Raw genomic sequence first — 13531 nt, 5'->3', positions numbered from 1 at the left:
TTTCATTTTAGACAGCCTATTTCAGGCGTTGTGGCTGGTAGTATCCCCCCTCATCATCTATCACTGGCTGTGTGTTCTTGGCTAGCAGAATTTGACGACAGCTAGCACCCTACAGGCAACTGAAGCTGACACGACGTACTCATCCGAGAAATAACCCCCTAATTGCTGCTTTGTTCCATCCATAACCTTGCTGAATATTTGTCATGCTATACAGCAATTTTTCATTTCCTCATTATTTGACATGGGAACGCTTACGCTGAACAGGAAAACCTGCTGTGGCTGAAGATAGCGACGCGGAAAAGAGCGAGGAACCCACAGCCCACAAGCTGGAGAAGGCTCGCGAAAAAGGCCAAATACCGCGTTCGCGCGAACTGACCTCGATGCTAATGCTCGGGGCCGGTTTGGCGATCCTGTGGGTGTCTGGTGAGTCGATGGCTCGCCAACTGGCGGCTATGATTTCACAAGGGCTGCATTTCGATCATGGCATTATCAGCGATGATAAACAGATGTTGCGCCAGATAGGGATGCTGCTGAGCCAAACGATCATGGCATTGCTACCCATTTTTGCCGGATTGGTGATCGTGGCGTTGGCGGTGCCGATGCTGTTGGGTGGCGTGCTGTTCAGCGGCGAATCCATCAAGTTTGATTTGCAGCGGATGAGCCTGATTGCGGGTTTAAAGCGTATGTTTTCCTCGCAGGCATTGGCTGAACTGCTGAAGGCTATCCTCAAAGCCACGCTGGTCGGTTGGGTCACCGGTATATTCCTCTGGCATAACTGGCCAGATATGATGCGCTTGATGGCCGCCCCCCCAGTGGCTGCTTTGGGTGACGCAGTCCACTTGATTATCTTCTGTGGACTGGTGGTGGTATTGGGCCTGACTCCGATGGTTGGATTCGACGTGTTCTTCCAAATAACCAGCCACATTAAAAAATTACGTATGACCAAACAGGAGATACGTGATGAATTTAAAGATCAAGAAGGTGATCCGCATGTGAAAGGGCGCATTCGTCAGCAGCAACGGGCGATGGCTCGCCGCCGGATGATGGCTGATGTCCCTAAAGCTGATGTGATTGTGACCAACCCAACCCACTATGCTGTTGCCTTGCAATACAACGAAGCAAAAATGAGTGCGCCTAAGGTGCTGGCGAAAGGGGCTGGTGCGGTGGCACTGCGTATCCGTGAGTTAGGTGCAGAACACCGCATTCCGTTATTAGAAGCGCCGCCGCTGGCCAGGGCATTATTCCGGCACAGCGAGGTGGGCCAACATATTCCCGCCACCCTGTATGCTGCGGTGGCAGAAGTCCTTGCCTGGGTATACCAATTGAAACGTTGGAAACGGGAAGGCGGGCTAATCCCGAAAAAACCTGAACATCTGCCAGTGCCGGAAGCGCTGGATTTTGCAACAGAGAGTGAGACTGACTAATGGCTAATTTGGCCGCCCTGCTACGTTTACCGGGCAATTTTAAAGATACGCAGTGGCAAATCCTTGCCGGGCCAATTCTGATCCTGATGATCTTGTCGATGATGGTGCTGCCGCTGCCGCCCTTCATCCTTGATTTACTGTTTACCTTTAATATCGCGCTGTCCATTATGGTGTTGTTGGTTGCCATGTTTACCCAACGCACGCTGGATTTTGCCGCATTCCCAACCATTCTGCTGTTTTCAACACTGCTGCGTCTATCCCTAAACGTAGCCTCCACCCGTATCATTCTGATGGATGGGCATACCGGTGCGGCGGCTGCGGGCCGTGTGGTGGAAGCATTTGGTCACTTTCTGGTTGGTGGCAACTTTGCCATCGGCATCGTGGTCTTTGTTATTTTGGTCATAATTAACTTTATGGTTATTACCAAAGGGGCGGGGCGTATTGCTGAAGTGGGGGCACGCTTTGTTTTAGATGGTATGCCCGGTAAGCAGATGGCGATCGATGCCGACTTAAATGCTGGCTTGATTGGCGAAGATGAAGCAAAAAAACGCCGTTCCGATGTTACGCAAGAAGCTGATTTCTACGGTTCAATGGACGGGGCCAGTAAATTTGTTCGTGGTGATGCGGTTGCCGGGTTACTGATCATGGTGATTAACGTGGTCGGCGGATTACTGGTGGGTGTACTTCAGCACGATATGGGCGTGGGGCACGCAGCAGAAACCTATACATTGCTGACGATCGGTGATGGCCTGGTGGCACAAATCCCAGCATTGGTTATCTCGACGGCAGCGGGCGTTATCGTAACTCGCGTCAGTACCGACCAGGATGTTGGTCAGCAAATGGTCACCCAGTTGTTTAATAACCCACGCGTGATGGTGCTAAGTGCCAGTGTGCTAGGGTTACTGGGGATGGTGCCTGGCATGCCGAACTTTGTCTTCCTGCTGTTCACCGGCGCGCTGTTGGCATTAGCCTGGCGTTTACGTGGCAAACAAATGCAGCAACCCGTGGTGGCGGAATCACCGGTGGTGCAGGACCAGCAACAAGCCGCTGAAGCAACGTGGTCTGATGTCCAACTGGAAGATCCGCTGGGTATGGAAGTGGGGTATCGCCTCATTCCGATGGTGGATTTCCAGCAAAATGGCGAGTTGCTGGGTCGAATTCGCAGTATTCGTAAAAAGTTTGCTCAAGAGATGGGCTACCTGCCACCCGTGGTGCATATCAGAGATAATCTGGAACTGCCGCCAGCAAACTATCGGATATTAATGAAAGGGGTAGAGATTGGCAGTGGTGAAGCTCATCCTGGCCGTTGGTTAGCAATTAACCCCGGCAATGCGGTCGGCTCGTTGCCGGGCGAGGCCACTCATGACCCCGCTTTTGGATTAGCGGCGGTTTGGATTGAAAGTGCATTGCGTGAGCAGGCGCAGATCCAAGGCTTTACCGTGGTTGAGGCCAGCACAGTAGTGGCGACCCATCTAAACCATTTGATCAGCCAATATGCCAGCGAACTGTTTGGCCGTCAGGAAACCCAGCAATTGCTGGACCGGGTTGCACAAGAGATGCCGAAGCTGACGGAAGACTTTATTCCCGGTGTTGTCACCTTAACCACGCTGCATAAGGTACTGCAAAATCTGTTAGTGGAGCGGGTATCAATTCGCGATATGCGTACCATTATTGAGACGCTGGCTGAACATGCACCAAATCAGACTGACCCTTACGAATTAACGGCGGTAGTCCGAGTTGCATTAGGGCGTTCCATCGCACAACAATGGTTCCCTGGAACCGGCGAGATTCAGGTCATTGGGCTGGATGCAGCATTAGAGCGTTTGCTGCTACAAGCACTGCAAGGCGGTGGTGGTCTGGAACCGGGGCTGGCTGACCGCTTGTTGGAGCAATCCAAACAAGCGCTACAACGTCAGGAAATGCTGGGTGCACCGCCGGTGTTGCTGGTTAACCATGCACTGCGCGCACTTTTAGCCCGTTTCTTGCGCCGTAGTTTGCCACAGATGGTGGTGCTATCTAATCTGGAAATTGGCGATAATCGCCAGATCCGTATGACATCTACGATAGGAGCTGCTTGATGCTGATTCGTCTCTCCCAGATAATGTTGGCTACGCTGCTTGCGGTGAGTGTATTGCCGTTGAATGCTGTCGCTTCAGGCACTTGGGTCGCGGACGATATCGGGGTTACACAGGGTTTGCGCGGGGTCGCCACCTCTTCGGCGGTACTAAAACCACCGGTGGCGTTGGCGTCGGAAAATGCGCGTATCGTGTCTGTTGGCTGGCGCTACCAATTGATGTCAACAGCGCCAGAGGGTTTACAGGTTAAATTATGCACCCCGAACCGCTGTATGCCACTTGAGGGGGGCAGCGGGCAGAGCCGAGGGCTGGCGGGGGAGGCTGCGGCAACTCAACTGACGTTTGTTTACTTTATTGCCGGTAAAGGCCGTGTGAACCCGCCGTTGCAAGTGATCAGCAATCAGGTGCTGGTCAATTATCGTTAAAACCAGACTAAGGGGTAATAGCAACTCACACAGAAATAGACCGGATGCTCTAACTGATTGTAGACCTCAACGGCTTGCACCGTTTGACTCATAGTTAGTGCTGCCGCACCACAGAAAACCCACCCCAATAACAGACTTAGATGCCGTTTTTTCATATCTCCTCCTTTAAACTAAGCACATTTGCTCAGTTTCAGCAGATTAATGCATCGGAGAAAAGCAGGAAAACCCATTTTTTGAGTAGGTAATAAGCATTGGAATTACGGCTGAATGGACATGGGAAAACCATACGGATATAAGCCTCGGCTGTGCGACGGGTTATATCCGTAGACATGGGATCTTAAATCCCGATCTTGCGCCCCAGTAGACTGGCACCTTTAGAATGACCATCAGGCCCATACAGTGACTGCCCGTGGCGGGTATTCAATACTGCCAGCGCCTGAGTATTATGCTCAATATGCTGTTGTAACAGTAATCCATTGTGCAAATTGCTGTACTGAAGGTTCTCAGCCAACTGCAAGATACGTTGCCAACGCATCGCCAATTCTTGAACCTCGTCATAAGGCGCCTGGAGATTGGCCGCAATTTCAGTGGTGAGCCGGGTTTGATCCAGATAAGCCAACGTAGCCAGTATTGAACTTTTTTGTTCAGTCACACCTTGCAAGACGACACCTTGAATCCGACCGGAGCAGAGTAATTGCTGCTCTTGCGCTACAACAGTCGTCAGTGACGCGAGAAGTTCCAGTTGCTGGTCCAGGTTGGTCTGTAATCTTTCCACCACCACGTATCCTTTTACGGTTAACGATTGTTCTAGGGTTAACGATTATTGCTACGTTTAGTTATTTTTCAGATCATCTGCGACATTCTTGAGCAAGGCATCGGCAATTTTACCGGTGTCCATCGTCAGTTGACCTGAGCGGATTGCCTGTTTTAACGTTTCTACACGTTCTACATTGATGTCCTGACTGCCCGGTTGCATCAGTTTTGCCTGCGCATCACTCAATTTAACCTCAGTGCCACTTACCTGCGCTTTTGTCTGGGTAGAAGACTTACGCATCTGTTGCGCAATGTCACTGGCTTCCCGTGGCTGCACTTGTGTTACCGGTAATAACGGCTGAGTGCGATCAATACTCATGTTGTGTTGCTCCCTTGATAGCGGGATTGACGTTTATCGACCCGCGAGACTTTTATCTTTTAACAAAAGAAGGGCGGGATAGCCGATGTTTCACCCGCAGATAACTGCATATCAGAGTTATCGGCAAAGGTTAAAAAAACTTTAATCACTATAGCATAATCCGTATTGTGCCATCTTCGCCTACGGTACCACTGACGATTTGGCCTGATGCCATGCGCACCCGAACGTTATCTTGTATGGCGGCGTTGTTCATCGCTTTACCATTACTGTTAACATTAAACCCTTCTCCCTGCGCTAAGACTTGCACTTCTTGCCCTGCTTTAATGACCCACAATCGCCGTAACATATTGCGCGTCAGAGGCTGACCGGCATTGATACGCCGCAAACTCACCGCGCCCTGGGCAAAATGAGGTTCCAGTAAAGCCCCTGGGGGGAGGGTATCCAACCGGCCTTGTTTCATCTGGATATCAGATGCGGCAATCTTCTCGCCAACAGCCAGTTGGCGGCCAGCTACCGCGTAATGCCCACTGACCTGCACTTGTGTCTGAATAAACCGCCGTACCCCTTCGCAGCGCACGGACAAACTGATATTGCCCCACGGGCGGGCATTGGCAGGCAGGGTGATGTCTGGCAATTCACATTGTGGCCATTGACTCTGTGGCGTTTTGATAACCACCTTAACCTGACTCTCTTTATCAGGATATTGCTGTTGGAAGAATTGATTTACCTGCGTTGATAAATCTGCCGCCATTGCTGGATGAGTGGCGGTCTGACTCAGCAACAGCACCCCCCACGCCAACTTTATGACGTCATTTTTTTTCATTGCCATCAATTTCCTCTCCGCCTGTGCAACCAGGTAATACAAGGGCGAACCCCTTTTGCATCTAGTGTACCCGTACCTCGATAAGGTTAAGGGGACAAATAGCGACGCATTTTGCTCTTATTCTGGCGATAGGCTTTCCTATACGGCGTTTATGCTGTCGACTCCAAATTCTAACCTTGCGGGGGGACTATGCTCGACAAACTGGACGGTGCTCTGCGTTTTCAACAAGAGGCGCTTAATTTACGCGCGCAACGGCAGGAGATCCTGTCGTCCAATATTGCAAATGCGGATACACCTGGCTTTCAGGCGCGTGATATCGATTTCTCCAGCCAACTGAAAAAAGTGATGGAGCAAGGGCGTGCCAATGGTACAGGGGTGTCGCTCAGTTTAACGTCAGCCCGTCATATCCCGGCAAGTACGGTTCAACCGCCTGACCTTGACCTCTTATTCCGCGTGCCAGATCAGCCAGCGATGGACGGTAACACGGTCGATATGGATCGTGAGCGTACTAATTTTGCCGATAACAGCCTGAAATATCAGACCGATCTGACCGTTCTTGGCGGCCAAATCAAAGGGATGATGTCAGTGTTACAACAAGGATAAGACGCATGTCTTTACTGAATATTTTTGATATTGCCGGTTCGGCATTATCAGCCCAATCGCAGCGGTTGAACGTCAGCGCCAGTAACATGGCCAACGCCGATAGCGTTACCGGCCCGGATGGTCAGCCTTATCGTGCCAAGCAAGTGGTGTTTCAGGTAGCGGCTCAACCAGGGCAGGAAACCGGTGGTGTACGTGTATCCCAAATCGTTGACGACCCCGCACCGGATCGCTTGGTGTATCAGCCGGGTAACCCACTGGCCGATGCCAAGGGCTATGTCCGCATGCCTAACGTTGATGTGACAGGGGAAATGATTAACACCATTTCGGCCTCGCGTAGCTATCAAGCCAACGTTGAAGTGCTTAATACCACTAAATCTCTAATGCTCAAGACGCTGACACTAGGTCAATAACAGGAGCTTGCATATATGGCCATTACCAATTCTCTGACTGAGAGCGATTACGGTATTACCAACGCAACCGGGGCTAATTCCACCTCCGGTAGCGGTAGCACCAGTCAGGATTTGCAGAACAGTTTCCTGACGTTGCTGGTTGCCCAGTTAAAGAACCAGGACCCGACTAACCCAATGCAAAACAACGAGTTGACAACGCAGTTGGCGCAAATCAACACCGTGAGTGGCATTGAAAAGTTGAATACCACACTAGGTTCCATTTCTGGACAGATTGATAGCAGTCAGTCACTGCAAGCCAGTAGCCTGATTGGTCACGGCGTGATGATCCCCGGCACTACGGTGTTGGCAGGCAGCAAAGATGGCACCGTCACCACCACGCCATTTGGTGTTGAGTTAGAACGTTCCGCAGACAAAGTGACGGCGACAATCAGCAACAAAGATGGTCTGGCAGTACGAACTATTGAGATTGGTGGCTTGTCAGCAGGTGTCCACTCCTTTACCTGGGATGGTTCACTGGATGCCGGCGGCAATGCGCCTGATGGTGCTTACACCGTGACGATTACCGCCAGCAGTGGTAACGAGTCACTGGTTGCCACTCCACTGAGCTACGCCGTTGTTAATGGTGTGACCCGTGGCAACGATGGTTCCAAACTGGATCTGGGTCTGGCGGGGACCATTACCCTGGATAAAGTCCGTCAGATTTTATAGGTCAGCTTTCAGTTTGCAGCAGTAATTAAATATATGCATGGTGAGTTAATATATTGAAAATACTCACTTTAATTTTTAAAGATAGCGATTGATATACCATCAATGCTTAAGGTCTTTAATGGACCCCGAATCTAACGGAGAAGAAAATGGGCTTTTCTCAAGCAGTCAGCGGTTTGAACGCAGCATCCAGCAATCTGGATGTGATCGGTAACAATATCGCCAACTCGGCGACATCAGGTTTTAAAGCCGGCTCAGTTTCTTTTGCCGATATGTTCGCAGGCTCTCAGACCGGTATGGGGGTTAAAGTTGCCGGGATTACTCAGGACTTTAACGATGGTACGCCAACGACCACCAACCGCCGTTTGGATTTGGCTATCAGCCAGAGTGGTTTCTTCCGCATGCAAGACAGCAGCGGCGGTGTGTTCTTTGCCCGTAACGGTCAGTTCAAACTCGATGAAAACCGCAATATCGTTAACATGCAAGGGCTGAGCCTGACCGGCTATCCGGCAACTGGCACTCCTCCTACCGTGCAGCAAGGGGCAAACCCGGTACCCCTGTCTATTCCTCAGGATATGATTGCCGCGAAAGCGACCACCTCAGGCAACATGGTCGCTAACCTGACCTCAACCCATGATGTTATTACCGCAACCTTTGACCCGCAAAAACCAGACACTTACAGCTTTGTGAATAACATGACCACCTACGATAGCTTGGGTAACCGCCACGTTATCAATGTGTACTATGTGAAAACAGCTGAAGATGCAGTAAATGGTAATAGCTGGAATGTCTATACCAAGGACAGCAGCGGGACACTGGCCGATGCGACCAAACCGTTTGACCCTGCTGACCCCGCTGCCGCCTCTCTGCGCGGAACGATGGTATTTGATACCAATGGCGCACTGAAAAGCGTGAAAAATGGTGCGGGTGCTGCCAGTACTACCGATTTCAATTTGACCGTCCCTATGGCGGTGGTAAACGGTGCTCCGGCGCAAACTTTCGCGCTGAATGTGGCGGGCAGCAAGCAGCAAAATACCGGTACTGACGGTATCGTGACACAGAACCAAACGGGCTATGCCGCAGGTGAGTTCACCGGCTTCCAGATCAACAACGACGGCTCGGTTGTAGGTACCTATTCAAACCAGCAGACCCAACTGCTCGGACAAATTGTGCTGGTTAACTTCTCTAACCCTGAAGGTTTGTCTCCTGAGGGCGATAACGTCTGGAAAGAAACCAAGTCTTCCGGTAACCCGATCCTCGGTACTGCAGGCGGCGGCGGTTTCGGCACCCTGACCAGTGGCGCGTTGGAGTCTTCTAACGTGGATTTGAGTAAAGAACTGGTGAATATGATCGTGGCGCAACGTAACTATCAGTCCAATGCGCAAACCATCAAAACCCAGGATCAAATCTTACAAACACTGGTTAACCTGCGTTAATCGAACTGACGGGATAAGCTCATGGATCACGCAATATATACCGCGATGGGGGCTGCCAGGCAGTCGCTGGAGCAGCAAGCGGTTACGGCTAACAATCTGGCTAACGCCTCGACGCCGGGTTTCCGTGCGCAGTTGTCAGCGATGCGTGCCGTACCTATCGACGGGCCGAGCATGGCAACCCGCACTATGGTGACGGCATCGACCCCCGGTGTGGATATTAGCCAGGGGACAATGAACTATAGCGGTCGCCCGTTGGATGTGGCTTTGCAGCAAGATGGCTATCTGGCAGTGCAACTGCCTGATGGCACTGAGGCTTATACCCGTAACGGGAATATTCAGGTTGCGGCTAACGGTCAAATGACCGTGCAGGGCTACCCACTGATGGGGGATAACGGCCCGATTGAAGTGCCACCGCAGGCCGCAGTGACCATTGCCGCCGACGGTACTATTTCGGCGCTGAATGCGGGTGACTCACCGAATACGATTGCTCAACTCGGTCAAATCAAACGCGTTAGGGCCAATGCCGGTGAAGTGATGCACGGTGATGACGGTTTATTCCATCTCACCCCGGCAACACAACAGGCGCGTGGTGCTCAGTTGGCCAATGACCCGTTGATTAAAATTATGCCGGGCGTACTGGAGGGCAGCAACGTGAAAGCGGTTGAAGCCATGACAGACATGATTGCCAATGCCCGCAGTTTCGAAATGCAGATGAAAGTCATCCACAGTGTGGATGAAAACGAACAGCGTGCTAATCAGTTGTTAGCAATGGGCTAAGCGCGCAGGCGCAGAGGAATAAACTGATGATCCGATCATTATGGATTGCCAAAACCGGTTTGGATGCACAGCAGACCAATATGGATGTTATCGCCAACAACCTGGCGAACGTCAGCACCAATGGCTTTAAACGCCAACGGGCGGTATTTGAAGATTTGCTTTACCAGACTATGCGCCAGCCGGGGGCACAATCCTCCGAGCAGACGACCCTACCTTCTGGTTTACAGATTGGTACCGGTGTTCGCCCGGTAGCGACTGAGCGTTTGCACAGCCAGGGCAACTTGTCCAAGACTGACAATACCAAAGATATTGCCATCAAAGGGGAAGGGTTCTTTCAGGTGCAAATGCCTGATGGCACTAATGCTTATACTCGCGACGGGTCTTTTCAGGTGGACCAAAACGGCCAGTTGGTGACATCCGGCGGTTTTCAGGTTCAACCGGCGATTACCATTCCGGCCAATGCCTTGAGCATGACGGTGGGGCGCGATGGGATAGTCAGTGTCACCTTGCAGGGGCAAACCGCCACGCAGCAAGTTGGGCAACTGACCCTGACCACATTTATCAATAACAGTGGCCTGGAAAGTATTGGCGAAAACCTGTATCAGGAAACCGCCAGTTCTGGTGCACCAAACGAAACCACGCCAGGTCTGAACGGCGGTGGCTTGCTGTATCAGGGGTATGTTGAGACCTCTAACGTCAATGTGGCGGAAGAGCTAGTCAATATGATCCAGACGCAACGGGCCTATGAAATCAACAGTAAAGCGGTTTCAACTTCAGACCAGATGTTGCAAAAACTGACCCAACTGTAAATCCGCTTTCAGGGGGCAATTTAGCCCCCTGACTGCAACAGAATAATGAGTATCTGAGGCCGACTGTGTGGCCTCTTACCGGTTACAGGACTGATAATCAGAGATGGACAAAAAGCCGCTGCGCACATCAGGTGGATTGAAATGGGTTTGTATGCCGTTGACGGCGATGCTACTCAATGGCTGCGCGTATATTCCGCATAAATCACTGGTAGATGGCACCACCTCGGCACAGCCGGCACCGGCCAGTGCGCCGTTGCCAAATGGCTCTATTTTCCAGGCGGCTCAGCCGATGAACTATGGTTATCAGCCTTTGTTCGAAGACCGTCGCCCGCGTAATGTCGGTGACACACTCACGATTACTTTGCAGGAAAATGTCAGCGCCAGCAAAAGCTCCTCTGCCAATGCCAGCCGCAATGGTGCAAGCAAATTTGGTGTGGCAACTTCGCCGCGTTATCTGGAAGGATTATTGGGTAATGCGCGGGCTGATATGGATATCTCGGGTGATAATACCTTTGGCGGTAAGGGGGGGGCGAATGCCAACAACACCTTCAGTGGCACGATCACCGTTACCGTCGATCGTGTGCTGGCTAACGGCAACCTGCATGTGGTCGGTGAAAAACAGATTGCAATCAACCAGGGGACCGAATTTATCCGCTTCTCTGGGGTAGTAAACCCACGCACCATCAGCGGCAGCAACACCGTGACCTCAACGCAGGTTGCAGATGCGCGCATCGAGTATGTGGGTAATGGTTATATCAATGAAGCGCAGACCATGGGCTGGTTGCAGCGGTTCTTCCTTAATATCTCACCGTACTAAGAGGCCGTCGATGCGTAAACAGTCACTTGTCACTCTATTTGTTATACAGCTTATTGCGCTGCTCACGCTGGTGTCCTTACCTGCAACGGCAGAGCGTATCCGCGATTTGGTGACCGTTCAGGGAGTGCGTGATAACGCATTAATCGGTTATGGCCTGGTGGTCGGCCTGGATGGTTCTGGTGACCAGACTATGCAAACACCGTTTACCACGCAAAGTCTGAGTAACATGTTGTCACAGTTGGGCATTACCGTACCGCCAGGTACCAATATGCAGCTCAAAAACGTGGCTGCGGTGATGGTCACGGCCAAGTTACCGGCATTCTCCCGTGCCGGGCAAACCATTGATATTGTGGTTTCTTCAATGGGTAATGCCAAAAGTATTCGTGGCGGTACCCTACTGATGACTCCGTTGAAAGGGGTGGATAATCAAGTTTATGCTCTGGCGCAAGGTAACGTACTGGTGGGCGGCGCGGGTGCGTCATCGGGTGGCAGTAGTGTACAGGTTAACCAACTGACCGGCGGGCGTATCAGCAATGGGGCCACTATCGAACGTGAGTTGCCCACTACCTTTGGTACCGATGGTGTGATTAATCTTCAATTGAATACCGAAGATTTCACCATGGCACAGCAGGTCAGTGATGCCATTAACCGCCAGCGCGGTTTTGGTTCTGCGACAGCGATTGATGCTCGCACCATTCAGGTTTTGGTTCCGCGTGGCAACAGCTCGCAGGTGCGTTTCCTGGCAGATATTCAGAATATCCCGGTGAATGTCGATGCGGGTGATGCCAAGGTGATTATCAACTCTCGTACCGGTTCGGTAGTGATGAACCGCAATGTGATGCTGGATTCTTGTGCCGTAGCGCAAGGGAACCTATCGGTGGTGATTGATAAACAAAATACCGTCAGCCAGCCGGATACCCCGTTGGGCGGCGGGCAGACCGTAGTCACCCCGAATACTCAGATCTCCGTTCAGCAGCAAGGTGGGGTATTGCAACGCGTAAATGCCAGCCCAAATCTGAATAATGTGGTTCGTGCTCTGAACTCGCTGGGGGCAACTCCAATCGATTTGATGTCTATTTTGCAGGCAATGCAAAGCGCTGGCTGCTTGCGGGCTAAATTGGAAATTATCTGATGAGTGATCTGATGGCAATGTCTGGGGCGGCCTATGACGCCCAATCACTGAATACCTTAAAGCGTGATGCGGCCAGAGATCCACAAGGCAACTTGCGGCAGGTTGCCCAGCAGGTAGAGGGGATGTTTGTGCAGATGATGCTGAAAAGCATGCGTTCTGCCTTACCGCAAGATGGCGTGATGAACAGTGATCAGACCCGGCTTTATACCTCTATGTATGATCAACAAGTCGCGCAGCAAATGTCGGCCAAGGGGTTGGGGCTGGCCGATATGATGGTGGAGCAGCTTTCAGGTTCTACCTCGCCAAGTGAAACGGCAGGGACGGTGCCAATGATGCTGGATAATGAAGTCCTGCAAACATTACCGGCACAGGCATTGGCACAAATGGTGCGTCGCGCCATGCCAACACCGCCCACCAACAATTCAGCGCCATTGCCACAAGGTACCGGTAATTTCGTGGCGCGGATGTCTATTCCAGCACAAATTGCCAGTCAGCAAAGTGGTATTCCCCATCAGCTTATTGTGGCTCAGGCAGCATTGGAATCAGGTTGGGGTCAGCGCGAAATTCCGACGGCAGATGGCAAAACCAGTTACAACGTGTTTGGCATCAAAGCGGGCAGTAACTGGGATGGCCCAGTCAGTGAGATTACTACTACCGAATATGAGCAAGGTGTGGCGAAGAAAACCAAAGCTCGCTTCCGGGTATATGGCTCCTATGTCGAGGCTGTCACTGATTATGTCAAATTACTGACGCAAAACCCGCGCTATGCCAACGTTGCCGCAGCACGCAGCCCTGAGCAGGGGGCACATGCGCTGCAACAAGCCGGTTACGCCACCGATCCGCAGTATGCGCAAAAATTAGTCAGTGTGATCCAGCAAATGAAAAATACTGGCGAACAAGCAGTGAAAGCTTATAGCAGTGACCTAAGCCAGTTGTTCTAAATAGGCTATTTTATTTGTCATT

General features: G+C 51.5%; 16 protein-coding genes. 12 read left to right on the top strand and 4 right to left on the bottom strand.

Features of this window, described 5'->3' with window-relative positions:
• Positions 1-275 precede the first annotated feature (275 nt).
• From flhB to A6J67_RS16965, 3 genes are read left to right on the top strand one after another with little or no spacing between them, the layout of a single operon-like run.
• Entirely contained in the window at positions 276-1424 is a 1149-nt protein-coding gene (gene flhB, locus A6J67_RS16975) for a flagellar biosynthesis protein FlhB (RefSeq protein ID WP_032907147.1), read from the top strand.
• Positions 1424-3502 carry a flagellar biosynthesis protein FlhA gene (flhA, locus tag A6J67_RS16970; RefSeq protein ID WP_050084360.1) on the top strand — a complete coding sequence of 693 codons (2079 nt, stop codon included), beginning with the start codon at positions 1424-1426 and terminating at the stop codon, positions 3500-3502. Before flhB ends, flhA begins: the two co-directional genes overlap by 1 nt.
• The gene (locus A6J67_RS16965) at positions 3502-3924 is read left to right on the top strand and encodes a flagellar protein FlhE (RefSeq protein WP_042569586.1); all 423 of its coding nucleotides are present in this window, start codon (positions 3502-3504) and stop codon (positions 3922-3924) included. Before flhA ends, A6J67_RS16965 begins: the two co-directional genes overlap by 1 nt.
• Here A6J67_RS16965 and A6J67_RS23525 read toward each other — a convergent pair.
• The 4 genes from A6J67_RS23525 to flgA all read right to left on the bottom strand — a co-directional run bounded on the left by A6J67_RS23525 (position 3921) and on the right by flgA (position 5885).
• Entirely contained in the window at positions 3921-4079 is a 159-nt protein-coding gene (locus tag A6J67_RS23525) for a hypothetical protein (RefSeq protein WP_153802301.1), read from the bottom strand. The two genes, A6J67_RS16965 and A6J67_RS23525, sit on opposite strands and share 4 nt — an antisense overlap.
• Positions 4080-4261: 182 nt before the next feature.
• Positions 4262-4702: a flagella synthesis protein FlgN gene (locus A6J67_RS16960; protein ID WP_050072830.1), complete on the bottom strand. Its 441-nt coding sequence runs from the start codon at positions 4700-4702 to the stop codon at positions 4262-4264.
• Between the two features lie 54 nt (positions 4703-4756).
• Positions 4757-5056: a flagellar biosynthesis anti-sigma factor FlgM gene (flgM, locus tag A6J67_RS16955; RefSeq protein WP_050084357.1), complete on the bottom strand. Its 300-nt coding sequence runs from the start codon at positions 5054-5056 to the stop codon at positions 4757-4759.
• A 148-nt stretch (positions 5057-5204) separates the two neighbouring features.
• Positions 5205-5885 (bottom strand): flagellar basal body P-ring formation chaperone FlgA, encoded by a 681-nt coding sequence (flgA, locus tag A6J67_RS16950; protein WP_005189317.1) that lies wholly within the window; start codon positions 5883-5885, stop codon positions 5205-5207.
• Between the two features lie 183 nt (positions 5886-6068).
• Here flgA and flgB point away from each other — a divergent pair, with 183 nt between their 5' ends.
• The 9 genes from flgB (at position 6069) to flgJ (ending at position 13509) form a co-directional block, all read left to right on the top strand.
• Positions 6069-6482 carry a flagellar basal body rod protein FlgB gene (gene flgB / locus A6J67_RS16945; protein WP_005189319.1) on the top strand — a complete coding sequence of 138 codons (414 nt, stop codon included), beginning with the start codon at positions 6069-6071 and terminating at the stop codon, positions 6480-6482.
• A gap of 5 nt (positions 6483-6487) precedes the next feature.
• Positions 6488-6892 carry a flagellar basal body rod protein FlgC gene (gene flgC / locus A6J67_RS16940; RefSeq protein WP_005189321.1) on the top strand — a complete coding sequence of 135 codons (405 nt, stop codon included), beginning with the start codon at positions 6488-6490 and terminating at the stop codon, positions 6890-6892.
• A 15-nt stretch (positions 6893-6907) separates the two neighbouring features.
• On the top strand, positions 6908-7600 hold the full coding sequence (gene flgD / locus A6J67_RS16935; RefSeq protein WP_050297574.1) for a flagellar hook assembly protein FlgD: 693 nt from the start codon (positions 6908-6910) through the stop codon (positions 7598-7600).
• 146 nt (positions 7601-7746) lie between these two features.
• On the top strand, positions 7747-9033 hold the full coding sequence (gene flgE, locus A6J67_RS16930; RefSeq protein ID WP_042569588.1) for a flagellar hook protein FlgE: 1287 nt from the start codon (positions 7747-7749) through the stop codon (positions 9031-9033).
• Between the two features lie 21 nt (positions 9034-9054).
• Complete coding sequence (locus A6J67_RS16925) at positions 9055-9810, top strand: flagellar basal body rod protein FlgF (protein WP_005189342.1); 756 nt, start codon at positions 9055-9057, stop codon at positions 9808-9810.
• Positions 9811-9836: 26 nt separating this feature from the next.
• A complete protein-coding gene (gene flgG, locus A6J67_RS16920) occupies positions 9837-10619 on the top strand; it encodes a flagellar basal-body rod protein FlgG (protein WP_005189344.1) in 783 nt (260 codons plus the stop codon).
• A gap of 103 nt (positions 10620-10722) precedes the next feature.
• The gene (gene flgH / locus A6J67_RS16915) at positions 10723-11436 is read left to right on the top strand and encodes a flagellar basal body L-ring protein FlgH (protein ID WP_005189346.1); all 714 of its coding nucleotides are present in this window, start codon (positions 10723-10725) and stop codon (positions 11434-11436) included.
• Positions 11437-11446: 10 nt separating this feature from the next.
• On the top strand, positions 11447-12568 hold the full coding sequence (locus A6J67_RS16910) for a flagellar basal body P-ring protein FlgI (protein ID WP_005189350.1): 1122 nt from the start codon (positions 11447-11449) through the stop codon (positions 12566-12568).
• On the top strand, positions 12568-13509 hold the full coding sequence (gene flgJ, locus A6J67_RS16905) for a flagellar assembly peptidoglycan hydrolase FlgJ (RefSeq protein ID WP_032907151.1): 942 nt from the start codon (positions 12568-12570) through the stop codon (positions 13507-13509). Before A6J67_RS16910 ends, flgJ begins: the two co-directional genes overlap by 1 nt.
• The last annotated feature ends 22 nt before the right edge of the window (positions 13510-13531 follow it).

It is taken from the genome of Yersinia sp. FDAARGOS_228 (genome assembly GCF_002073315.2).
In the GTDB taxonomy this organism is placed as follows: Bacteria; Pseudomonadota; Gammaproteobacteria; order Enterobacterales; family Enterobacteriaceae; genus Yersinia; species Yersinia intermedia.
The sequence above is the reverse complement of the archived record's forward strand: the minus strand, read 5'-3'. Positions and strand labels throughout refer to the sequence as shown.